Source organism: Enterobacter cloacae complex sp. 372C4, from assembly GCF_050030615.1.
Lineage (GTDB): Bacteria > Pseudomonadota > Gammaproteobacteria > Enterobacterales > Enterobacteriaceae > Enterobacter > Enterobacter intestinihominis.
The window spans coordinates 251,409-273,844 of sequence record NZ_JBLGUQ010000002.1 but is presented as its reverse complement, the minus strand read 5'-3'; the positions used below and the strand labels follow the sequence as shown (position 1 = coordinate 273,844).

Genomic DNA, 22,436 nt, shown 5'->3' with positions numbered 1-22,436 from the left:
CCAGATTTTATGATGCGCCTGCCAATTTCGTTTCTTATAGGTATTCAATTAAGTATAAATTCCCTTATGCGTTAACCAGCAAAGTACGGGGATCGTTCATAATCTGGATAGTGTTGTCTGAATGACAACGCGAATTTGCATTACTGTACCGTCATATAATTAATCCATTTCTCTCTTACAGACCATGTCTTTACCGGGACACTGTGTTGAACTGTCGTTTTTGGGGCTTTGTCGGCGTCACATTTCTGGTTTTTTAACGCATGAAATCTACTCCGTTATCGAACTCCCGGTGATTTTTTTTATGCCATCATACCTCTATTCCATGAGGAGATCGGTGAATGACTCGATTAACGTTACTGCCTTCAAAGATGTTAGTGCTGATGTCTTTGTTTATAACTGGCGTCCATGCAAATGAAGACCAGACCCTTATCAAAGACACCCCATTTGTGTCAGGACAAGCCTTTAAGAAAGGTTTTTTCTGGTATGACGACCCAGCCCGGAAAACTGAGGAAGAAATTAATGAGACTACGCCTCCTGTTGCATCTTCGTCCCAGCCAGTACAAGAAGAAAAGATTGATCTTAATTCAAAGTGGCTAAAGGACAATATGCCCCGGCTTTTGACTCAGGCAATGGATAATCCGACCCCTGAAAACTTATCGAGGTTTTATACAGCGCAACGTTTAATGTTGGATATCGGTACGCGATTTTCGGATAAGTCGAAAGATTATTTTCTTAAAAATCCAATGATGTCTGAAAAACGAAGACAGCCGGTTGAGAAGGTTGCCTTGGATGCACATCGTACGGTTGTGGAAAAAAACCAGCAGACGGTAATGAAAGATATTTTCACAAGATCCGGGCTCTTTTTCTTTTTCCAGAGTACCTGTGAGTTCTGCCACGAAGAAAGTCAAATCCTCCAGTTTATGCAGAATTACTATTCGGTCGACATTCTCCCTGTCAGCATGGATGGCAGACCATTACAAAATGGGTTGTTCCAGGATTTCTCTGTCCCTAATGCGCAGATTATTGATCAATTCAAAATCCGCGAAGTGCCAACTATTTTCCTTGTGTCGAAAGACGGGTCATCAGCGCAACGAATTAGCGAAGGTATGATCACTGCTGAGGAGCTCAAGAATACTATTATTCTGGCTGCAAAGGGCATGAACCTGATTGATGATGCCTCATTCCAATCCACGTTAGATATTAAGCGCCAATATACCATTGGTGAGGATGGCGTAATTACAGTGAATAAATCAGAAATGGAATCTGACCCGTTCTTATTGCAACGAATAATGGACCAGAAGTTGGAAGGGTACGATATGCCTACAGCGGACCCTGTGAACTACTTGAATGTTGGTGGCAGTTTAGGAGGCCCATATGCGCGCTAACCTCCATGTTTGTGCAAAAAAGTTACTTTTGTCGTTAGCCGTTTGCACGGCGATGATTGCACCAAATGCCGGTGCCGATAACGCCATGCGTAATATTTTTAATGGAATGATGACGACAACCAGCCCGGCCAGTTTTGAAACGGCCACCCGTACCGGTGTGGTTGGCGGCTCTTTTTCCTACCGCACAACAAACGTGAATACCAATTTAGTTTCAATGTCTTTCCCCAAAGCTTCCGTCGGCTGTAACGGCATCGATGTTTTCCTCGGTTCATTCAGTATGATTAACGGAGATCAGTTGGTGCAGGTTGCTCGCGGTATCGCGCAGGGGGCCGCGATTTATGCATTTAATGTCGCGGTATCGGCAATCTGTGCTGACTGTGCTGCGACTATTAATGATATCCAGAACAAATTGCAGGCGTTGAACAAATTTGCCAAAGATTCCTGCAACGCTACTTACTCGTTTCTTTCTGAAAATGTTGGACCACCCAGCCAGTATGCGAATGCGGTCAGTTCCGGCCCAGCTTCAATGCTTGGTACTCTTAATGGATTGTTGCCTGATTTCGGTTCATCAATGACCAAGTCGCCAGAAACTGTGACCTCCCAGGTAAAAGCAAAAGACCCTGAAGAGTTTGCTGAAAAATTCAGTGGAAACCTTTTCTATATGTCATTTATGGACATCGATAAAGGTTCTATGAATATCGGTGGCGTGACTGAATTATCTGGCTACAAACTCGCAGAGCAGCTGATGTCGCTTGTCGGCACTGTGATTATCAACTGGGATGCTAAAGGTGAAAAAGCGGGGATGGAAGTTCGTCCATCGACGATGACGGTATCGGATTTCATCATGGGTCCTCCGGCTGGTGGCTCCATAAAAATGCTCAAATGTTCGCCTGTACCCGATCCTGCTTCAGCGAGAAAGTCGCAATGCCTGGTTATGTCTGAAGTGATGGATGGTGGTTTCAAAGGACTGAAGGATACGATTTCAGACCTCCTAATTCAGGTTCAAACAAAGGCAATCAGCGATGTCAGGATCTCTGATGATGAATTACGCATTATTTCTTATATCGGCATCCCAACAATTCTTGATTCTCTTCAGACTTTTGATGTCCCTGAAGGCTATGCCTATATCCAGGATATCAGTGCAATAGCGGCCACCAGCCTTGTCATTAACATGCTTCGGCAAGTTGAAGCAAAGATCAGCGCTATGAATATCCCCAGTGAATCACTTTCCGGACGGCGGCAGGACCTGACTCGGTTATCTGAAAACCTTAGCAATCAGGTAAAAGCAGCTTACGAGCTCACCCGTAGCCAGGTAGGTAACAGCTCTGATGTCATTTCAGCATGGGATGATCGCCGATTAAAGAGGAAGGCGTTCATGGAAAGTCTTCGTGGCACAGGTAACTGAGGTCTGATATGGATTACAACATCTATACAGTAGGTGATATCGAGTTCGTGTGGTCCGCCCTTAACGGGATTGCCCTGATTTTCTCACAATATACCGGTGTAAAAGCATTTCTCACCACGGCAGCGGTGCTGGCTGGAGCCAGCCTGTTTTATAAAACATGGCTTTGGCTGTTGAACCCGACAAAAGCAGAGGTGCCGATATTTTCATGGATTCTTGGGCTGATTCTTTTTTCGATGGCAATAGTACGCGTGGATGTGACTATTGAATCGGTTAAGTCTGGTGAAGTGAGAAATGTCGATGGTATTCCTGTTTTTATCGCGGCGATGGGAACTGTAACCACTAACCTTAGCCAGGGCCTACTCAAAGACTATAAAACGGCGTTTGATCCGCTGGCGCCGATCGACTTTGCCGCAACCACGCTTGATGATGACATTACTCTTGGCCCGATGATTCGCTTCGTTAAATTCTTACAATGGGGCGGGGACAGCCAGGGGTATTGTTCAGCGTTCCCCGAACCAGTTAGCGGATTAGGTGCGATGAACGTGTGTGCGACAGTGCAATCACTGGCCTATAACTGCCTCAAGGGAACACAAAACTCAAGCGCGAAAATCGCTGGGAAAGAAACCATTTTTAACGATATTTTCTCTTCAAATGTCGCGGAAAGCATGGAACGCATTAATCAGGCGATGAAAGGTTCGCTGAAGAACGCATCTGCTAACATCGTGGGTGTGAATAGTTCAAAGTCAGCGACTTGTGAAGAGGTCTGGTCGACCGTTAAACAGGTAACGAGCACCCCGGAGGCTCGACAGACGATTGCTTTGATTGGGCAAACAAACGGTATTCTTACCCCAGAAGAGGCGGGCGGTGCCGCATCCGGATCGAGCTTCACGGATGTAATGGCGTCGGCGAACGGCATGTATGGCAAGGCGATTGGCGCTTATGACGCGACGCTTTCTTTGTTCATCATGAATGAGCTACGTAATGGTGCCAGTAAATACAAAACCCCACTTGGTCTGGCCTCGGATATGCAACTGTTTGAGGCATCATTAAAACGTACGAATACCATGGCATCTCAGGGGCAGCTCTGGCTGCAATTATCTGGTGCGGCAATTGCGTTTCTTGAAATGTTTGCGTACATGGTTGCTCCGTTTGCATTGCTCATGCTGCTTGCACTCGGCGGAAACGGTGTTGCCGCAGCGGCAAAATATCTTCAGTTGATTCTCTTCGTTAATATGTGGCCGATTACTGCGGTGATGGTCAATGCCTACGTGAAGAAGGTGGCAACAGCGGATCTTGATACATGGAGCACACTGAATAGTCAGAGTAACGCGGTGACTTGGATGGGCTTACCAGGGCTTGCCGAAACATATAGTTCTTACTTATCAGTTGCATCAGCGCTCTATGCTCTTATCCCAGTCCTGACGCTGTTCCTGATGACGCAATCCATTCATCCAATGATGAATGCGATGAAAGGAGTTACGCCACCCGCACCTGTGGACTCCAGCCACCTCACGCCGAAAGTGTGGGATGCGCCAAATAGCGGAAAATCATCATTTGGGGATGTTAATCGTACAGCACTGACAAGCACCGGGCAGGGGTTCAGCGGTGGCGGGGCCATGGACTCCAGTAACTTCCGACTCGGTACGTGGAATGCAGGTTCAAGTATCGCGTCAAGCCAGGGACAAGGGGCGGCAATGACCTCATCAGTCATGAGTGCAGCAAGTAATTCATTCCAGCAGGCCTACAATCAGATGAGTGAAGTTGGTCGTTCGGGGCAATCGGGCCAGCAATTTTCCTCGAATCTGCAAAACTTGAAATCATATACAGACCAGGCCGGTGCAAACGTCGCTAATAGCGTAGGGGCGAAGCACGGAATTAATTCGCAGCAATTAGCTGGTGTGGTGTCAAACCTTCTCCTCAATGGAAGTTTGGGACTTGGTGGCGAGGAAAAACTTGGAAAAGGGGGGGCTGGGGGCATAGGTCAGAAAGTGATGGATTCACTAGGTCTGAAAGCATCGGGTACCGTTGGTTCAGGGATCTCAAAATCGAATTCAGGCAGTGATAGCCTCTTAACTGATTTGAATAAAGCTATTACGACTCAATTGTCAGAAAACTCAGGACTTTCTGAACAAATGAGTAAAGCGGCTTCTCAGGTAAACAGTGATCAGTTTGCACAGACCAATGCATTCAAAGAAGCTGCATCAAAAATGAACCAGGCAACACAGACAATGGCCGAAAATCTGTCGACGTCACTTTCAACGAACGCCAGCGCTAATACCGGCATGACACTCGACTCAAGACAGTCTGTCAACCTAGACAGATTCTCCGATTCTATTCGTAATAAAAACTTCAGCGATGATGATGTGCGTAATTTTGCACGGAAAAATGGTCTTGATGAGAATGCGTTTATGGATAAATTCAATTCTTACAATGACACATTTAAGGCCAGCACTCAGTTGGGATCACAACTCCAGCGAACTGATGCGCTGGTGGCAACGACACGCGACTTTAGTGAGCAAAAAATTGCGATTGATACTGCCAGGGGTGAAACGGCTGAGAGCAATAAGCAGGATCTGCGTGAGACCTCCAGCCTGCTTAAAGGGCTGGTTGCTGACTTCGGCGGTAACGCTCAACAGATGCTGCCAATTACCAATCAACTTGACCGAATCACTGGTGATGCATCGGGTATTAATACCATTGCACAGGCGCAGGAGCGCACACCAGACCATGTAGATACCTCCGGCGTAATGAGTGCCGATCGTGTTGCTGACGTAGGGCAAGGTCTGGATGCTCAGGCGAAAGCTGGATTGGCACAGAACCAGCAGAATGCTAATCAACATATTGGCGGACAAACCGAATCAGGTGTTACGCCGTACAATGTGGGCTCGGTCAGTAAAGAAGATATTCAGGGCATTCATAAAGGTAATGTAGCTAACTCCTATAGCGAAGAAAACCAAAGTGTTCTCTCGTCGTTGGATAAGAATACCCCTGTAGTGACTAATGAGACCGTGGGAAGAATTCAGGGGGCTGGGCAGGACGTTAAGAACGCCAACCAAACTTTCGACCAGCTTCAAACTGGTATAGGCGGCAAGCATGCTACTTCAGGCATGGGTAATACCAGCGAAAAACTGAATTCTATGTACGGAGATAGCCAGATACGCGGGATATCAAACAACCTCCCGAATTATTTTGACAGGGTTGCAAATGACCCAACCAAAAAGCCGGATGACAAACGGGCGGAGCTGGCCGCACAAGCCGTGTTTACCTATGGGGCCAGTACAATGGCAACCGGCGCTGAGAAAGAACAACTGAAAGCGGATACTCAAAGCCTCCTCACCGAGCTGGGTCACTACAACGTTAGCTGGGGGATGAATGATCTCCAGAGTATCCATGAAGGTTTCAACATGCACAACAAGGCTTCAGGCTCTCTTGATTCAGCAATAAGGGCGAATCTTGGTGAAGGCGGCTCTGGCGGCGGGATCGTTGGCCAACGAACCCAAACCACGATTGATACCCTTGCTGGTAATAAAATTGAGTCCAATACAGAACGTAGTGTGATTGGCAGTACGCTTTTATCGGGCCAGGAGAGTGTTGCCAGAGGGCTTGACGTTATCGGAGCAAAACCCGTAAACGACATGCTCTCAGGTATTGGGGTCCTGACTACGCCCGCATCTTTGGCAAACGATGCAACGAATCCGGTAAATATGCCGAGTTCGTTATTGGGCAAGGTTGGCAACCACCTGCAAATGTCAGATGGTCTGAGCGCGGTGACCAGCCGTTATAAGGATATGGGAAGTGATGGGATCAAGACGTATGAGAGTGCATCACAAAACTCAGAGCGTGCGATTCGTCAGCAACTGACCGATGATCCACGCTTCGGGTCGGATAAAGCAGATGCGTTCGTTAACTTTATGAAGTCAGACCTTAACAATACAAACGAACCGTATCAGTCGAGAATAGAGAGAGCTGAAAACTGGCTGAATGATAATAAGAAGTAGGAGTGAATACTGACTGATAAAAGCCGTGCTCTTTTTGGGCACGGCTTTTTTATGCCTGCATCCGGGGAAAATAACTATTCACGGCAGTGCTATTCAAGGTAAACCACGAATCTGAGAAAAGTACACCGGCTAACTGAGCATTGGATAAGGTTTGTTCAGTTTTAAAACAATGGTCAAACAGGATACTATCTTAATCACGATTCAAATTCTCTTTCCAAATCCAGTTCACTCGCCACCCTAAGAAACGTGAATGCTTACTGGCCTAAATTAAAGTTGAGGAAAAAGTTACTTTTCTGATCGACTGATGCAGTGTTTTTGGTAGATGGCGAATCATGGTTTTTTTTGACGGAGTGTGTGGAAAAGTTACTTTTTTAATAAAAACGGGCCATCAGTAGGTTATATCTGGCTATCAGATCCGTTATGTCCTTTTCTTTAACCCCCGTGTAATAATCCGTACGGATCAGGTGCGGATATTCTGGCGGAAACAGGGTCGTATCGTCATCAAGGCAGATAAAGGCTTTTACCTGGTGCCTGGCCACGAATTCTTCACATTCAGCTGCACGTACCCCTATTCCCCCCGAGGGTAGACACAGGGATGGGGTTGCGCCAATTACCCGGTCTCTGTACGGCGAGCGGAAAAGTGACTTTAGGTAGGTAATACTCCCGCATTCTCTCCATGAACTTGATATAACGATGAACATTGAAGGACTTGCATCAAGTAACTTCTCAATCAAATACATCCGTTCGAAAGATTCATTCTGACATTTGTGGATTACACCATCAAAATCCAGGAAAAGAACAATATGGATTAATGGCAGAGGTCCCCATAAGCCAGCTGTTGATTCATCCTGAGGCAAGATCCCGTCCAAGTCTTTATTTCTAAGCTTCTGTGGAGAACAGCGTATCTTGCACAGGAATTCGTATATTGATTGGAGCATACCTAACCTCTTTCACGGGACAGTTTCACTCGCTCAGTGATGAATTGTTCACAGCCACGTAAAACAACTAAACAATAAATTGGAGAGTAGGGGGGTAATTTACTCCGGAACATTTTTTACAATATGTCCGTTGTACTGGGTCTTTGGTTGCGTCCACTGATATAACTCGTCCATGCCATTCCGGCCCTGAATCCGGCGATTGTATTTGACCATGAAGTTAAAGATATACCTCGCCCGGACCTTAGGGGTTTTGCTGTTGTAATCGGCAATCCCTTCAAATACATTACCATTTCGGTCTACAATTTTCCGGTAAAGCCACCAGGTACCTACCCAGAAACTGGCACAGGCGTCATAGGCCAATACCCGCCAGGTAACAGACGGAAAGTGGCCACGTATTTCCGGCAGATTGGACGAATTGATCTGCATAGGTCCAATATCATAAGTGCCATTTTTATTCCGGCTGAACGTTCCCACTTTTCCGCCTTCATTATCAAAAAGCGTAAAGACCAATTCTGCATCAATCCCGAAAAAGCGGGAGGCATCGGTAATGCACTGTGTGTAGACTTCAACAGGAACGGGAATAGGTTTCACATCATCTGCTGGTGGTATAAACACGAGATAATCTCCACTGGAATTACATACTGGATATTCTCCCACATCGCGGGCTAAAAATTTTTACTATAGGGAGGGAATTTTGTCCCTTAAGCGAATTTGGAGGATTTTTTCGCATGATAGTATTAATGCTCCATTAAAGGAGCTGAAATGAATAAGACTATCAAGGCATCATTCTTATTACTGGCATCTTGTACGGCCTTTAGCATGAATGCCCAGACAGTGAAAACTGACGTGCTTCCTGATGCAGCACTGAAGAAATTAAAAGAAGTTGGGCTGTCCATCGAGCATATTGAACCATCCCCAGTAAAAGATATTTATACCGTGATTTCAAGAGAAGGCGTGAGTTACGTCAGCAAAGATGGTGATTACATTTTTACCGGGAGCTTGTTTCATGTTAACGGCAAAGATGTGGAGAATACAACGGAACAGGCGATACTGAAAGGCGTCAGGGAGTTTGCTGCTAAAACAAAATCCATAGAATATAAGTCGGCGAATGAAAAATATCGCCTGGCGGTGTTTACTGATATAACCTGCGGGTATTGCCAGAAACTACATCATGATCTTCAATCCTATCTCGATGCCGGGATCTCAATAAAATTCCTCACTTTTCCGCGTGCAGGCCTGAACTCCGTGGTCGCGGGGAATATGGCAAAAATCTGGTGTGCGGCCAAACCTAATGATGCGCTGGATGCTGCAATGAGCTCGATATCAATCATTCCGGAAGGACGGCCTGACGCGGCCTGCCTCGATATTATCAAATCGCATTTCCAGGTTGCTTCAACTATTCCGCTTCAGGGTACGCCAACCATGGTAACGCTGTCGGGTAAACCTCAGTTGTTCACCGGCTGGTTGAGCCCGGAAAATCTGGTGACCCGCATGGGCACCGCACAAAAGTGACTTTTCACGACTGCAAGAGGTGATTATGAAATCTGTAATACTGACAACGTTAATGCTCGTGGCGGTTGGCACTCAACCCGTCTTTGCGGCCCAATGCCAGTTCGGGTCCTGCAACGCAGACATTGAGGCCAGCAGTGAACTGCTGGTCTCTGCGGCTCAGACGGATAAAGACGCGGTTTTAAAAAAACTTAATGACGCATCATCCCCCAGCGACGCCATGTCTAAGCGGGTTGAATCGTATCTGAATAATGACAGGCTAAAGGTGAACACCGACAGTACCCGGAAAGGTCCGGGCAATGGAATCGTGAAGCCGACGGATGAGCTAGCGCCGGTAAGGCAGCTGAAAGCCATTCGCCCCGAGCTTGTACAAAACCCCATCACCCAGCCATTGGTTGCCTTTTATGAACGTATGGCCTGAGAGCGCCGTATATCCGCGATTTGGGGGTTAGAAAATGTCGCTCTGGCTCAGCATTGTCACCCGGGCAACGGGATTACCGGATAAGCGGTATTTAAATGATCCGGTGATCTTCCGTTATTACCAACAAAAGATCCAAAAGGCTCCTTTTGCCCTGGTCGGATGGACTCTCTGTTTCCTGGCAACCATCGGTGTGTCGCTGGGACTGGAGCTCTCCAACCAAATATTACTTCTCGTTCTGCTGATTCTGTTTTTACTAATGGTGGTTCTCCAGAGTCGGTACCAGTTCATGCATCCGGAGAGATGCATCAGTGCTCGATTTTACCAGGAGGTGCTGGACGATGCGTCAGTGTCAGATATTCAGAAAGCGCAGTTTGAGTATTTGTTCGTGTCCAAAGTGGATGCAATGACGATCGGTGATCTTTACCGGCTCTATGATTTCAACAGAGGAGGCCGGTAAAGGTGCGGCATGCAGGTGAGAAAAGTCACTTTGCGGTTGGGCGTTGCGGTGCTGGTCATTAGTTCCAGGGAACCGATGCGACATAGTTTCCGGAGCGTAGCGGGGCATCCAGTTTCCCGGCCAGAGCGTCGATCATTGCGGAATACGCAATGCTGTCCGATGGGATTGGCGCATTGCTCTGCATACTGACTTTAAGAACCTGTTGTGCCCCTTTCCCCGCAGGGTAGACTTCCACATCAAGGCGGCGCCAGAAATGCCTCTGTGATATCGTCTCTGACCCCACGATCCCGCTGACGGGTTTATAGTCATAGTCCGTCTGAGTCTGCCCGTGTTTATCTTTTTTCGTTGTCTTCTTCTCGACGACATATCCGGTTATGCCCGTCACCAGCTGTTCACTGTATTGCATATTTTCCTGGGTCTTACTGTAACTGAATCTGAGAATATAGTCGGGCAGATGGTTGGAAATATTAAACCCTATCCCCGTTAATCCACTCGCAAACCGGGCTGCAAACATGCGCGATTGTATACTGTCATCAGGCGCTACAATTTCAAATTTCTTGTTGCCTACCGGGCGTGACATTAAATCGTAAGCATCAACATCATTCCCGAAATGATAGCTGCACCCACATAAGAACGTTGTGGCGGTCAGTAAGAATAAATGCCGTAACATTCTAATTCCTCCAAAAAGGGTTCTTTAACGAATAATTCCGATGTGCTGTGACAGTATAATCGAACACAGGTTGATAACTAACAAGTTGAATTCGTAAAGGTGGCTATGACTAAATTAAATTATTTAAAACCCGTAGCGTCTGTTTTAATTTCTGTGTTGATTGCGACGGCTGGCTCTGTGTATATCACGTCGAAATATTTTAAAACTGAGCTCCCCAGTAACGATGAAGTAGGAAAGGTAGCGGCTACCTATCTGGTAAAAAATCCTCAGTATCTGCTTGAAGCGGGTAAGGCTCTTGAAAACCAAAATACCAACGCCTCCCTTGAGCGGATCATCCCTTACGCACCGGCTCTCTTCGAGACCAAAGAGACTCCCAACATTGGACCGGATAATGCGGCCGTCGCCGTCATCGAGTTTTTCGACTACCAGTGCCATTTCTGTATGAAGGTAGCGCCGGTCGTTGAATCCGTGTTGAGCCAGAGCAGCGATGTTAAATTCTTCTTTAAAGAATTTCCAATCTTCGCTGGTTCGAAACCCGTTTCTGCGATGGGGGCGGCGACAGGCCTGCATGTGTACCAGGCATTTGGCGCTGAAGCGTATCGTAAGTACCACAACAACCTGATGACCAGCGCGTATGTATTCTTCAACAACCAGCGAGGGTTTACGCTCAGTGATTTAGACATGGTGGTGAATAAATCCGGGTTCAACAGCTCATTCAGCGATCGAGAAAAAAGTCGCTATGAGAATGTCATTTCCGGAAATATGCAACTGGGGGAAGCTCTCGGGATCAGCGGAACGCCAGGGTTCATTATCATGAACATGCAAAAACCCGATGCTGCAACGACATCATTCATCCCGGGGGCTGTCGACGAAGCTACCCTGAAATACGCAATCCAGAAGGCCCGTGGTGGTTAAAGTAGCTTTTCATGCCAGAACTGACCATGCCGGGTAACACTGGCATGGATGTCAGGCTTTTACGACAAGTAGCTCATTCCAGCGAGTGGTATACCGTGGCGACATTGACAGTATGGTCTGCTACCCCCTGAAATCCTGCTGAATCCCTTCCCCAAGCAGGAACAGAGAGCTACGCAGCTCTTTGTTAAACCGATCCATCGCCTTCATAAGCGCTTCACAGCCTCGTTTGGCGGGCCGCTCATCGAATTAGTCGCGATGAGTGGCTCAATGCCGTAACAGCTAAAATCTGGTAAGAGATATTTGTTAGTTTTCTACTAATTGAACGACTACCAGCCTGCCACCTTCCTCTTTTGACAAAACAAATTGAGCGTTATTCTTCAGTTCTATTTTTTCCCCAACCATAATCTGCCGCTTATCCGGTAATGACATTAGTCCTGATATGCCTTCATTTACCAACCACCATTGATCGTTATGGTAAACAAAATAACCAACCCGTTTCCTTTGTGCATCCGTTGTACGTTCATTTGGCGCGATAAGACGATTCACATGCCACGCATAGATAGACTGCCCGCTCCAGACCATCAACCGGTGATCGTCAGGACGATAGCTGCCTTCTTTACGAGAAGAATAAAAATTAAGCACTGGCAACTTACCTTTATACGGCGTACCGCAGTAAGGACAGACCGGCTTTGTCTTACCCGAGAAAACGTACCACTTCTGTTCACATTTCGTGTTTTGGCAGGGCTGTATCAGGTCAACGGTCTTAACCAAGGCACTTTCCCACTCATCGGCGGTAGGGCGTTTTGTGGCATCATGTAAGCCATCGATGAAGGCTCGATCAAACAATGACGTCAGGTAGGGACCCATGATGGTGTAAGGAATTTTACCCGGGTCAGCCCAGGGAAGTGAAAAGGAGGATAACTGACTGATTTTGACTGCATTACTTTTGTCTGTCGGATGTTCAATGAAGAGCGCTTTCTCACCCATTGATAAGGTTTCATCACGCACTTCATCCGACATGTCATGTATTTTTCCGCCACGTAGCGGATGACGGAAAAACAGGTACATGTAGATAAGCACCGACAGTGCATGGCGGTCAGTAGTAATGCTTGGCAGTACGCGGTTCGGATCTTCTTTGGAAAGATGGCTGGTTTTCACCACCTCCGGAGCGATAAAATCCGGAGTGCCCACCACATCGGGAGGATACTTTCCAGGAACGACTAGGCCGTCTACGTCAATGATGCAGGCATGGCCCATTTCTGGATCAATCAGCACGTTTTTATAGCTGAGATCGCTGTGACAGAGGCCAGCTGCATGCATCCTTCTGACGGCTCTTGTCAGCAGCAGACAGACTTTGAGATAGGTAAGCGTATTGCCTCGTTCACGCGGATCGAGGAATTTATTCTGGTTGCTGGCGCTGGCAAACCATTTGCCTTCTTTCTCCCGGCCTTTAATATCCAGAAAATCATCGTTTTTGGAACCATATTTAAAGAAAAAATGGTTCTGGTAGGTTGGAACCACGATACCGATTTTATTCCCATGCTCAACAACGTGGGTCGGCCAACAAAACAGATCCTTCCAGTATTCGCCACCGGATTGTCCAAAAATGTTTTGCCTGTAGCGGCCGGTGATCATATCAATACGATCCCGGGCCTGCTCATTCTGCGGTTTTTGATAAAAAGCGACGACGTAAGATTTATCAGGCGAAAAGTAAACATCCTTCATCGAGCCTGAACCAATCACCTCGTCAACATACTGGACTGTTTCGCCGTTCTTTGTTTTACACGTAACGATATTTGCCATATTGATCACCGAAAAAGCGTATCCCTTACCACAACACCGCAATAGTGCGGTCATCATGGTTCCCAGTGGAGAAAAAGTTTAACCAGTCGCCTAACCCCTCAGACGCAATACTGGCGTCTGCGAGGATAGGGGAGATCTCATTAATGAGACGGGTCCATTTTTCGTCACTGCGAAGCCCGTTATCAGTCTCAAACAGAGGGTCTGATACGCCGTCGGTCATAAGGATCAAGTGAGATACGTCATTCCATTTGCCCACGCTGATGCGACCAGTAAATGATGGGTCTGCGATAATGCTCTGGTCAAGGAAGCGGGTTTGTCCTGCGTATTCTCCGCTATCGGGATTTCCAAGTATCCTGACTTTACCTGAAGGACTGTATGCACCTATCGCACCATCGCCAAGCCAGAAAGCAGCTGCAAACAGCTCGTTTTCAGTTCGCAGTGCTACAGTTGCAAGAAGGGTTGTTGAATAGGATTTCACAGGTTGTTCTGCACAAATGGCTTCGTTCTGGATGCTGTTGACCGCGAGCGTAGCTGCCTGTTTAAAATGATGAAGCATGGCGTTTATGGTTGCCTGCTGATCGCTCCCTTCCCAAGTCGTGATATGCTCTTTTAAACGGACGCCTTTCACTCCACTGAGCTGATTGAAAAGGTAATCGCCAGCCGTCATGACTGCAATTCGCGATCCCTCTCTGGAATTTACTGCACTACCGGCCCCGTCTGCGACCAGCATGACAGACCATCCTGTTTCCTGGCAGTGGTTGATATAGAAGTCATCATCTCTGAAGCTCCCGGCATGCTCATGAGAGCGGCCCCGGCGACTGGCGGCAGCAATACATATGTTATCTCTGACCAGGCCAGCAGAGTCCAGATGGGCCTTAGGGTAGGGAGCGTCTGCTGGTGGTTCTATTACCTTCCACAGGCTTCTCGGATCCGGGTTTACTACAAAAAGTAACTTTGTTTCGCATTCGTCGTGCGAAGTGTATGACCACAGTACTGAAAGCTCAATATCGCCAATTTCAGTGGGTATGCCAGTGAGCAACCCTTGTTCTTTTTTATACGACAAGCCAATGTCCCGGGGAAAGACAACGTCTCTTATCGTCGCCCGTCCACCCTCATCCAGTATGATGGCAACCGGCGAAGAGAAACGTTCGCCTGCGCGGGCGTTGGGTATGGTTATTCTCGCTGTCGGGGGCATTACACATTGCACTGCTGACCCGGTCCGATGCTGGCTTTCCGGTACCTGCCCAGGTTTTAGTATCGGAGACGGCTGGTTTTCAGTTTCATTTTTTCCTGGTTTCTGAAGTTCGTAAAAAGGCATCAATTTCCACAATGTAGGGCTGGTTTCGTTGACTGTGGCTGTTTGCGTCTCTTTTTTGTCAATAGCGTGGTTTCCCTGCATATCCTCATCAGTCCCGACCGGCTGTTGCTTTTCGGCAAGGCCTGGAGCAGGCGGGAGGGCAGTCACTGATTCGTTCTCACCTTCGTTAACCAGTGCAGAGGTACCTTTTGCAAGGTTCTCAATCCGCTTTATAAGCTGCATAACCTCGGCAGACAGGGCAGGATCCTGGGATGGAAGGGAAAGCCGCTCACCTTCTGCGGTGTGGCTGAGCTCAGACAGAACTAAGCGGATAATCTTTTCTTCAAGTGACGTATTTTGCGACATCAACCTCTCCCTCTGTTTACGTCGAAGTTAGTGTTTCCGCCATCATTGCTGAATGAAAGACCTTTTTCACACCATGGGCAGATCACGTCATCGGGGCCATCAATGCAGAGCAACTTCCCGCATGAGCACATGGCAAACGCACTGGCATTACCACAGTGGGGGCAACCCGGTACACCATGCAGTTCGCTTGTGTTTACCTGCAAATCGGTAGCGGTGGCATCTGACCACGCAAAATAGTCCTCATCAATGGGATAGCATCCGGCAATATTAAAGTTGTTCAGGTTCAGGTTGAAATCGAGCCCGGAAACCCTTGCTGGTGGCCGTTCATATTTCATCAGGTACGGTCGACGAGTCTTGCTGCAACGCCCGGTGAGCGTAACGCAGTTTTCGTCGTACGCTTTTACATACTCGTCTTTGGACAGGCGAACTATGTATTCAGTCTGGCTGAGCTCCGGTTGTTTTTCGTCCCCGACACTGCGGCTGTGAGCAGTAACCGAGGCCGTGATCCATTTGATGAAGCGGGTAAAGTCGCCTTCCTGTGACTCTGTGAATAGCATGACATTTTCTGTCAGCTGCCGCAGGATATTCAGGTCCGCTGACGGTCCCAGGCCAACGGCAATGAGATTCACCTTACTCGCGTAGTTATTTTTCCAGCGTTTCACTTCTAAGGTTGTGTCGTCAGTCGGACGTCCGTCGGTAAGGAGATACACTACGGGTTTCCAGTCGCCTTTAGTCTCATGAGTGGTTTTTCTTACCTGAGTATCAATTTGCACGGTCAACTCACGCAATGCAGCCCCAAGGCTCGTGCCGCCGCCAACGGGAAGGCGGGGAGGGTAGAACGAGGCAATTTCGTGCAGAGGTACAATCGTGCGGGCTATTCCGGCAAATGCGATTACCGAGACCCAGGCCGTTTCCAGTGCGTGTGGATCTTTTCTTAAATCTCCGACGATCATTTGCAGACCATCAGTCATTTTTTTCAGGTTTTCACCGATCATGGACTCTGAACAGTCCAGAACAAAAAAAACGGGAAGGCGTCTCATAATATCCCTCGTACGGCTGGTAACAGTCAGCAGAAAACGGTTCTGTAAAGGAAGGCGTTTGCCGGGTAAAGCAGCACCTTCCTGTCTGTCAGAGCACCAGCTGTATTTCTGGTGGAGGAGGTGGGAGGGTATCTGTTCCGGCATTGATCCCCGCGCTTGTGCTACCGGAAGAAACGCTGGCCGAAACCCATTTAAAGAAACCTGCAAAAGCGGTTGAGTCGAGAGTCTCCAGAGACACAACCTTATCAGTGAGCTGTTTTAAATGCTCGTGGCCTGCTTTAGGACCTACCGCACAGGCAATGATGGAGCCAAATCCCCGGCCACGAATAGCTTTTACCGCTTCACCGTACGCCATGGCATCAGAAGGCGTACCATCAGTCATCAGGAATACCAGGGGACGCCAGTCTCCTTTTGTATCACCATCTGAGCGACGCACATCCCGGTCTACACACTGCATCAGACATTCAAGGGCAGCGCCGGTGAACGTCCCGCCAGCGCTTGGCACAACGATGTCAGAAAACTGGAAGTCTTCCAGCGGCGTGAGAGGAATAAACTCACGCGCCTCATTGTCATAGGTGATAATGGAGACATGGACACTTTCGAGGGCGTATGGATCCTGGCGGAGTGCGTTTAGCATCGCCTGAATTCCAACGTTAACGGAATGGATGGACTCACCGCGCATTGAACCGGAGGTGTCGATAACAAGGTAAACAGGCAGGCGACGCATCAGATGTAATTCCTCAGGTGTGAGACAAACGAATCTGATTCTGAAGGCTCACCAATTGCCTTGAGTTTCCAGCCTGTAGGTTCGCGTATCAGCTCGGCAAAGACCATGGAGCGCTGGCTGGCAAAGGCGGGTCCGCCAGAAAGATCGAATCGTGCCATTTCAATATTACGGGCATCTACTGCCCGGATGAAGGCATTCTGAACTTTACCAAAGTGCTGCTGGAGCTTTTCACCATTGTAGATCTGAACGATGAACACAATTTTCTCGTACTGAGCGTCAAGGGAATTCAGGCGCACAATAATTTGCTCATCGTCACCGTCACCGGCTCCGGTTCGGTTATCGCCTGTCAGCCAGATATTGCCTGACTTATGGCGAAGGCTGTTGAAAAAGATGATATCGCCATTCACAAGCGTTGGTTTACCATTTTCCACATTGCCGAGATCGGTCACCTTTCCGGCTGAATTACACAGGAAAGCGATCACATCAAGGTCGTATTCTTCTTCTTTTTTACCAAAGATCCCGCCGAGGAAACCTTTCTTTTCCTCATTAATATCCCAACCCAGGCCGATAGTAACGGACGAGAGATCGTATTCATTTTTTTTCAGGCTTACGCCCTGGCCTTTGCTCAGACTGACAGACATGACATCCCCTTAATTAATAAAATTATAAGACCACATTTACTTCTGGCGGCGGCGGTGGCAGGTCTTCAAGACCGATCACTTCTTTTTTGCTGGACTCCACTTTCTGACTGCCTACCGAAATGCTCGCACTGACCCATTTAAAGAAAGCTTTAATCGTCGAACTGTCAGCTGTATCGAGCTGAACCACGATTTCAGTGATTTCTTTGAGGACGCTGGTATCGGCATCATGCCCGGCTGCACATGCCACAACAACGCCGGTTCTGGCGGCTTTAAAGTCATTCAGGCCTTTACGCCAGTCATCATTCGGACTTCCATCCGTCATCAGGAATACTAGGGGACGCCAGTCACCTTTAGTGTCAGCCGTCGTTTTCTGTACTTCTTTGGCAATGGAGCTGGCCGTCAGGGTAAGCGCTTCGCCAAGAGACGTGGTGCCGCTGGCTGTTAGTGCTGGCATCTGGAAACTCAGGAGGTCTGTCAGGGGGACTGCCTGTCGGGCTGAAGAATCAAAGGTGATCACTGACACGTAAGCCGTTTCGAGTGCATACGGATCCTGTTTCAGCGTGGTAAGCAGCGTCTGAACGCCATTCTTAACCGCTTCGATAGGCTCTCCGTGCATAGAGCCGGACGTGTCGAGTAGCAGATATACGGGTAAGCGTCTCAAATGTAATTCCTTCTTAAGAGATCGGAAGAGGAGAGTAGTTTCAGGAAGAGGCCAGAGTTTGTAGATTTGATAAAACGGCACGACATCTGTCGGGTGGAGATTAAATACTCAGAAGCGGCATTAAAGAAATAAGTTAACCACCATTGAATTACCGACATGTGAATGGCCTCTTATCAGAGAAAAAAATTCAGACCGTACTGGAATATAAGATTTCTGAAAAAAACTCCGGCAAAAATAAACTTTCTTATGTATGAAAATCATCATACATCACAGATCTGCATGAATGGAGTGTAAATCGCCCAAAGATTGATGTGTAGCACAAGAGGATGTCAAGACACCAGGTTTTGTAGGCAGAAAGGCGCTGCTGACATTGCGGGAGGAGAATAGATCAAAACTCCGTCACGCAGATACAGAGGTGAAATATGACAAAACCGGGGTTTTCACCCCGGTCTGAGATTTAGCGTCAGGACTTTTTAGCGCTGTATTCTTTTATCAGTTCATCAACGGAGTGCAGAGCCAGCTTCTCTACCGCTTCACTTCGGGTCGAGCCACTCAGCGCAGCCAGACGGTCAATTTTTCTTAAAATCCGCATGCGTAGCGATAATGACACGGCTGTTTTTTTATCCTTATCGAGTACGACCTTCCCTGTGGACTCACCGGTTTTCAGTTCAGCATTCTGTGCGAGCGCTTCATTCATCCGGCGAAGGGTCTTTTTATCCAGCTGGCCCGGATTAACGAGATGGTATGAATGACCTGCCTTGCTGTATTTGATCTCCGCAGAATATGACTCGCGTAGCTCTTTGAGTGCCCGGGTTAATGTCGGCTCTGAGCATTCCAGACTGGTTATAATGTCGGCAGCGGAAACGGGCTTGCCGGTGCCCAGTAAGTTGGCAAGCTTAAAAATCCGGGCCTGTCTGGTATTTAATTGCATCGTAAGATTTAGCCTGCTTAAAGGGTTAGTGGTTCAATAGGCTGAAAAATGAAGGTACTGCTCATCTTTCGAATAACCGGTTGATCGCCTAACGCTTCAACCGGATCAATGTGTTCTAAGCCTGCAAAATTTACTGACGACATCTGGCTGCGACTGCATTTGCAGGACAGGATATACTCATCCTCCAGATAGCCGGTCCGCTTACTGACCCGTTGCGTAAAGCCTGACACAATCACGTTGTCGAACGGTAGCGTATGTAAAACGATACCGACCAGGCGGAACAAGCAGCCATGGACGTGGCGGGCATAGTTTTCGCGTACGGCTTTTTGCGTCATGGCTTTTTCCGTCAGCTCCGTGCCCCGGGCATTAACGCCGTAAATCTTATCAGGGAAATCTTCAATCTCAGCTAAATCAACATCCAGCAGGACTGCTGATAGCTCCGGCTTTACTTCAAATGCAACAAGCGTTTCACGCGGCCATTCAGTTTCTGCCAGCACACCCGCCAGGTATGATTCGAAAAACGCGGCGTCTGTCCGGAACTGCTGCCGGGCATCTGCCTGAGCCGTGGCGAGCCGTTTTTCATGTTCTTCAGCCTCAAACTTCCAGTTTGCATACTGTTCGGCCCAGGCCGTCCGTTGTTGCTGGTACCGGTGCTGTCGAAGGGTATTCTCACGCTCCACATCAATCAGCTCCTGCTGCCACCGGCGAAGATTTTCGGCGTGGCGCTCAGCTTTAGCTGATTCCGATTCAAACCATTTACCCAGAAAACTAATGCCTTCGCTCTCGGCAGGCTTTTCCGGCAATGCAAGATAGTCTGGCTTTTCTGGACGCACCGGTGCCGGAACCTGAAAAGGCGACGTTCTGTTATGCAGGTATACTGCTTCCAGCTCTGCCCAGCTGATGCCTGTTTTAGGATCCGGCGTCAGCTCGTGAATATTACGGATTGCGGTCACCGCTGACATGAGATCAGCGGCTTCCTGCTCAAGCGCCTGTCTGAGCCCCGGGTCGGTAGCCGTCCGGTTCCCACCTCCGGAACGCGCGGCCCGGTCAAGCCGGGTACGGTAACTCAGCCCGGTACCGGGCAAGCCCAGATTGGCATAGGTCCCCCGGCTTCCAAAAGAAACGGAAGCACCTCTCGGCCCGACACTCAGGCTCGGTGCACCGTTACTCAGGTTGAGGCGAACACCAGGAATAATGTTGATCGACTTTCTGAACCTGAACCCCATTATGATTTCCTTAATGATGCTGGGTCACGGTAAGTAATCTGATTCCATCAGCGCTTTGCTCGTTCTGTAACCCATAAAAACGAGCTCTGTCCAGAATGCCAGCCGCCCAGCGGCGATGTGTGGCGGGTTCACACATTGCTCCCTGCGACTTAAACACGGCCTGGGTAGAGTTCAGGATCCGCAGAGCGTCAGAATGCTCACCCTGAGTGACCATCAGCGCGTTTTGAATGACCTCTATCTGACCCGGGTGAATGGCCGTTTTCCCAACAAGCCCATGTGCCATATCAAGAGCCAGCTCTCTGGCCATTACGGCATGATCGTCAATATGCTCACATACGGGCGCGGTCAGGGCAAAATCACGCGGGCCGAAGACCGAAACGAGCATTTTGATGACGTAGCCCATCGGGCTGTCATACAGCGTCAGGTCCCGGGGACGGCGAAGCGACACAACGTTCATAAGATCGTTGCCGCCGATTCGAAGCGCAATAATGCGGTCGTGGCAGGGATGTTCCACCAGACGGGTGGCCAGCTCCCGCATCTGAGCCACGTCAAAGACGTCTTCTGTTTCCAGCGTTGGCATCATGCACAGGTGAGTCCCGCCCATGATATCCCACCATTCAGCTAACGAACTGAGGGTAAATTTCGGCAACACAAACCCGTCGACAGCGGAAAGATCATAATGCGCTTTTAACCATCTGCCCATGTCGGCATGCCGGGGGCGAATGAACACCAGAGGCCAGTCATTTTTACCCAGGCTACGCATGCTGTTACTGAGCTCGTGCAGCAGGTGCTCCAGATTTATGAGGGCGATGGGGATGTCTGCTTCACTGACAGCATCCTCAAGGCAAATTACCAGAGAGCGCAAACCCGGGATTTTCCCATGCAGGACGGCATCAGCAATATCTTCCCGTGTTGCAGGCATGTATAGCGTGGCTCCCAGATTCCAGGGAGAAAGACGATTTTTCATCAGAGTACCTTCTTGATAATGGTTACAGCCCGATACTGGCCGAGGGTTCCCCCCATTTCTGTAACAACTATTCCCTTTTCACGAGCAAGCCCTACAAGCAAGGCAACGTCCGGGTCGTCAATAGAACGCACAAATATATGGTCCGGTACCCGACGCAATACAGCCCGGGTTGCTTCAGCAATACCGGGTTTAATACGATTGACGCTGTCCACTTTAAATTCATCGGCCAGGAACGCGATAACGTCGCGACTTGTCTGCCATAAGATCCGGGCTGACTCCGTATTCCAGCTCAGGGGAGCGAGGGATGTCGGTGTTAACTTCTTACGGAAATGAGCGACGGTATCGACAAGCATCCGGCTGCATTCGAATTCACTGAGATGCTCGCAAACCATGCACCCATGTAATCCTTCAGAGGACCATACTGACCGGGAGATCAGGCCTGATACCGGCGCACCCATGATGCCAAAAGGAATGAGCCAGTCATCATCACTGGCAGCAAGCCAGGAGCAGCCACAGGGATCCGCCAGGACAACCAGTCGCGGCTGCTCAGGATAGCCCGGGCGATCTTTCAGTGCGCGTACAAGCTCTCCGGTAATTGCACCTTTACCTGTCCATCCGTCAACAAACACAATACCGCTGGTACCGTGTCGCTCTTCAATGACGTCAAGTGCTGTACTGTCAATTCCGCGATCCCGGATGATACTGATGCCGTAATGCCATGAGGTTTTCCCCATATCACGCAGGGTCTGGTGCAGCATAACGCCGAGGGGCACACCTGCCCTGACAAGACTGGCCAGAACGATGGGCTCATCACCGAAGCGTTCGACCAGAGCAATAGCGAGCTGCGTGACTTCTTTTGCAAGCCGGTCTGCCCCCCGATCCAGCGCCCGGTGAAACAAATCAAGATGCCATTGTGTGGGTGCTGGCTCCTGGCTGAGCATGTCCGAATAATGTTTCTTTCCGGACTGAATCAGCTCTTCTTTTTGCTCAACCGGCGTCATCTCAATGACTACCGGCTTTAGCAGAAACTCCACGTCACCGGGCTGGTATGAGCCAGCGAATGTTTCATGTGGCTGCAT

The 22,436-nt window shown here is 48.7% G+C and carries 21 protein-coding genes; 7 read left to right on the top strand and 14 right to left on the bottom strand.

Annotated elements, in window-relative coordinates:
* Positions 1–338 precede the first annotated feature (338 nt).
* Genes ACQG11_RS24440 through ACQG11_RS24430 form a run of 3 tightly spaced genes read left to right on the top strand, consistent with a single transcriptional unit; the run spans position 339 to position 6,788 of the window.
* On the top strand, positions 339–1,385 hold the full coding sequence (locus tag ACQG11_RS24440; protein ID WP_015062999.1) for a thioredoxin family protein: 1,047 nt from the start codon (positions 339–341) through the stop codon (positions 1,383–1,385).
* Positions 1,375–2,790: an IncHI-type conjugal transfer protein TrhH gene (trhH, locus tag ACQG11_RS24435; RefSeq protein ID WP_015062998.1), complete on the top strand. Its 1,416-nt coding sequence runs from the start codon at positions 1,375–1,377 to the stop codon at positions 2,788–2,790. The genes ACQG11_RS24440 and trhH overlap by 11 nt, the downstream gene beginning before the upstream one ends.
* A gap of 8 nt (positions 2,791–2,798) precedes the next feature.
* Positions 2,799–6,788, top strand: a complete 3,990-nt coding sequence (locus ACQG11_RS24430; protein WP_015062997.1) for a conjugal transfer protein TraG N-terminal domain-containing protein — start codon at positions 2,799–2,801, stop codon at positions 6,786–6,788.
* Positions 6,789–7,159: 371 nt separating this feature from the next.
* Here ACQG11_RS24430 and ACQG11_RS24425 read toward each other — a convergent pair whose 3' ends face one another.
* Positions 7,160–7,726, bottom strand: a complete 567-nt coding sequence (locus tag ACQG11_RS24425; protein WP_015062996.1) for an HAD domain-containing protein — start codon at positions 7,724–7,726, stop codon at positions 7,160–7,162.
* Between the two features lie 99 nt (positions 7,727–7,825).
* On the bottom strand, positions 7,826–8,341 hold the full coding sequence (locus ACQG11_RS24420) for a lytic transglycosylase domain-containing protein (protein WP_032610469.1): 516 nt from the start codon (positions 8,339–8,341) through the stop codon (positions 7,826–7,828).
* 147 nt (positions 8,342–8,488) lie between these two features.
* Here ACQG11_RS24420 and ACQG11_RS24415 point away from each other — a divergent pair, with 147 nt between their 5' ends.
* From ACQG11_RS24415 to ACQG11_RS24405, 3 genes are read left to right on the top strand one after another with little or no spacing between them, the layout of a single operon-like run.
* Positions 8,489–9,238 (top strand): thioredoxin fold domain-containing protein, encoded by a 750-nt coding sequence (locus ACQG11_RS24415; RefSeq protein ID WP_032610468.1) that lies wholly within the window; start codon positions 8,489–8,491, stop codon positions 9,236–9,238.
* A 25-nt stretch (positions 9,239–9,263) separates the two neighbouring features.
* Complete coding sequence (locus ACQG11_RS24410) at positions 9,264–9,656, top strand: hypothetical protein (RefSeq protein WP_032610466.1); 393 nt, start codon at positions 9,264–9,266, stop codon at positions 9,654–9,656.
* A 34-nt stretch (positions 9,657–9,690) separates the two neighbouring features.
* The gene (locus tag ACQG11_RS24405; protein ID WP_015062992.1) at positions 9,691–10,113 is read left to right on the top strand and encodes a hypothetical protein; all 423 of its coding nucleotides are present in this window, start codon (positions 9,691–9,693) and stop codon (positions 10,111–10,113) included.
* Between the two features lie 58 nt (positions 10,114–10,171).
* Here the strand turns inward: ACQG11_RS24405 and ACQG11_RS24400 are convergent, their stop codons facing one another.
* Entirely contained in the window at positions 10,172–10,783 is a 612-nt protein-coding gene (locus ACQG11_RS24400; RefSeq protein WP_015062991.1) for a hypothetical protein, read from the bottom strand.
* Positions 10,784–10,888: 105 nt separating this feature from the next.
* Between ACQG11_RS24400 and ACQG11_RS24395 the strand changes: the two genes are divergently transcribed.
* Positions 10,889–11,698 carry a DsbA family protein gene (locus ACQG11_RS24395; protein ID WP_015062990.1) on the top strand — a complete coding sequence of 270 codons (810 nt, stop codon included), beginning with the start codon at positions 10,889–10,891 and terminating at the stop codon, positions 11,696–11,698.
* 51 nt (positions 11,699–11,749) lie between these two features.
* Here the strand turns inward: ACQG11_RS24395 and ACQG11_RS24390 are convergent, their stop codons facing one another.
* The 11 genes from ACQG11_RS24390 to ACQG11_RS24340 form a co-directional block, all read right to left on the bottom strand.
* Entirely contained in the window at positions 11,750–11,803 is a 54-nt protein-coding gene (locus ACQG11_RS24390) for a DUF4113 domain-containing protein (RefSeq protein WP_223203177.1), read from the bottom strand.
* A gap of 198 nt (positions 11,804–12,001) precedes the next feature.
* Positions 12,002–13,501 carry a helix-hairpin-helix domain-containing protein gene (locus ACQG11_RS24385; RefSeq protein WP_032610464.1) on the bottom strand — a complete coding sequence of 500 codons (1,500 nt, stop codon included), beginning with the start codon at positions 13,499–13,501 and terminating at the stop codon, positions 12,002–12,004.
* 25 nt (positions 13,502–13,526) lie between these two features.
* Complete coding sequence (locus tag ACQG11_RS24380; protein ID WP_015062988.1) at positions 13,527–15,164, bottom strand: PP2C family serine/threonine-protein phosphatase; 1,638 nt, start codon at positions 15,162–15,164, stop codon at positions 13,527–13,529.
* Complete coding sequence (locus tag ACQG11_RS24375; RefSeq protein ID WP_015062987.1) at positions 15,164–16,204, bottom strand: TerY-C metal binding domain-containing protein; 1,041 nt, start codon at positions 16,202–16,204, stop codon at positions 15,164–15,166. The genes ACQG11_RS24380 and ACQG11_RS24375 overlap by 1 nt, the downstream gene beginning before the upstream one ends.
* Before the next feature lie 88 nt (positions 16,205–16,292).
* Positions 16,293–16,931, bottom strand: a complete 639-nt coding sequence (locus ACQG11_RS24370; RefSeq protein ID WP_015062986.1) for a vWA domain-containing protein — start codon at positions 16,929–16,931, stop codon at positions 16,293–16,295.
* On the bottom strand, positions 16,931–17,572 hold the full coding sequence (locus tag ACQG11_RS24365; protein ID WP_032610462.1) for a TerD family protein: 642 nt from the start codon (positions 17,570–17,572) through the stop codon (positions 16,931–16,933). Before ACQG11_RS24365 ends, ACQG11_RS24370 begins: the two co-directional genes overlap by 1 nt.
* Positions 17,573–17,594: 22 nt before the next feature.
* Complete coding sequence (locus ACQG11_RS24360) at positions 17,595–18,233, bottom strand: vWA domain-containing protein (RefSeq protein WP_001388628.1); 639 nt, start codon at positions 18,231–18,233, stop codon at positions 17,595–17,597.
* 463 nt (positions 18,234–18,696) lie between these two features.
* Complete coding sequence (gene terW, locus ACQG11_RS24355; RefSeq protein WP_001176767.1) at positions 18,697–19,164, bottom strand: tellurium resistance protein TerW; 468 nt, start codon at positions 19,162–19,164, stop codon at positions 18,697–18,699.
* A gap of 17 nt (positions 19,165–19,181) precedes the next feature.
* Positions 19,182–20,390 (bottom strand): DUF4236 domain-containing protein, encoded by a 1,209-nt coding sequence (locus ACQG11_RS24350; protein ID WP_000506888.1) that lies wholly within the window; start codon positions 20,388–20,390, stop codon positions 19,182–19,184.
* A 10-nt stretch (positions 20,391–20,400) separates the two neighbouring features.
* Positions 20,401–21,357: an HpcH/HpaI aldolase/citrate lyase family protein gene (locus ACQG11_RS24345; RefSeq protein ID WP_032610458.1), complete on the bottom strand. Its 957-nt coding sequence runs from the start codon at positions 21,355–21,357 to the stop codon at positions 20,401–20,403.
* On the bottom strand, positions 21,357–22,436 hold the full coding sequence (locus tag ACQG11_RS24340; protein ID WP_032610457.1) for a cysteine protease StiP family protein: 1,080 nt from the start codon (positions 22,434–22,436) through the stop codon (positions 21,357–21,359). Before ACQG11_RS24340 ends, ACQG11_RS24345 begins: the two co-directional genes overlap by 1 nt.

Excerpts from the sequence above, each read along its gene's own strand:
- terW (WP_001176767.1), bottom strand. The coding sequence starts at position 19,164 with ATGCAATTAAATACCAGACAGGCCCGGATTTTTAAGCTTGCCAACTTA.
- ACQG11_RS24380 (WP_015062988.1), bottom strand. The coding sequence starts at position 15,164 with ATGTCGCAAAATACGTCACTTGAAGAAAAGATTATCCGCTTAGTTCTG.
- ACQG11_RS24375 (WP_015062987.1), bottom strand. The coding sequence starts at position 16,204 with ATGAGACGCCTTCCCGTTTTTTTTGTTCTGGACTGTTCAGAGTCCATG.
- ACQG11_RS24405 (WP_015062992.1), top strand. The coding sequence starts at position 9,691 with ATGTCGCTCTGGCTCAGCATTGTCACCCGGGCAACGGGATTACCGGAT.
- ACQG11_RS24345 (WP_032610458.1), bottom strand. The coding sequence starts at position 21,357 with ATGAAAAATCGTCTTTCTCCCTGGAATCTGGGAGCCACGCTATACATG.
- ACQG11_RS24340 (WP_032610457.1), bottom strand. The coding sequence starts at position 22,436 with ATGCAGCCACATGAAACATTCGCTGGCTCATACCAGCCCGGTGACGTG.
- ACQG11_RS24425 (WP_015062996.1), bottom strand. The coding sequence starts at position 7,726 with ATGCTCCAATCAATATACGAATTCCTGTGCAAGATACGCTGTTCTCCA.
- ACQG11_RS24415 (WP_032610468.1), top strand. The coding sequence starts at position 8,489 with ATGAATAAGACTATCAAGGCATCATTCTTATTACTGGCATCTTGTACG.
- ACQG11_RS24400 (WP_015062991.1), bottom strand. The coding sequence starts at position 10,783 with ATGTTACGGCATTTATTCTTACTGACCGCCACAACGTTCTTATGTGGG.
- trhH (WP_015062998.1), top strand. The coding sequence starts at position 1,375 with ATGCGCGCTAACCTCCATGTTTGTGCAAAAAAGTTACTTTTGTCGTTA.
- ACQG11_RS24440 (WP_015062999.1), top strand. The coding sequence starts at position 339 with ATGACTCGATTAACGTTACTGCCTTCAAAGATGTTAGTGCTGATGTCT.
- ACQG11_RS24430 (WP_015062997.1), top strand. The coding sequence starts at position 2,799 with ATGGATTACAACATCTATACAGTAGGTGATATCGAGTTCGTGTGGTCC.
- ACQG11_RS24365 (WP_032610462.1), bottom strand. The coding sequence starts at position 17,572 with ATGTCTGTCAGTCTGAGCAAAGGCCAGGGCGTAAGCCTGAAAAAAAAT.
- ACQG11_RS24410 (WP_032610466.1), top strand. The coding sequence starts at position 9,264 with ATGAAATCTGTAATACTGACAACGTTAATGCTCGTGGCGGTTGGCACT.
- ACQG11_RS24385 (WP_032610464.1), bottom strand. The coding sequence starts at position 13,501 with ATGGCAAATATCGTTACGTGTAAAACAAAGAACGGCGAAACAGTCCAG.
- ACQG11_RS24350 (WP_000506888.1), bottom strand. The coding sequence starts at position 20,390 with ATGGGGTTCAGGTTCAGAAAGTCGATCAACATTATTCCTGGTGTTCGC.
- ACQG11_RS24395 (WP_015062990.1), top strand. The coding sequence starts at position 10,889 with ATGACTAAATTAAATTATTTAAAACCCGTAGCGTCTGTTTTAATTTCT.
- ACQG11_RS24370 (WP_015062986.1), bottom strand. The coding sequence starts at position 16,931 with ATGCGTCGCCTGCCTGTTTACCTTGTTATCGACACCTCCGGTTCAATG.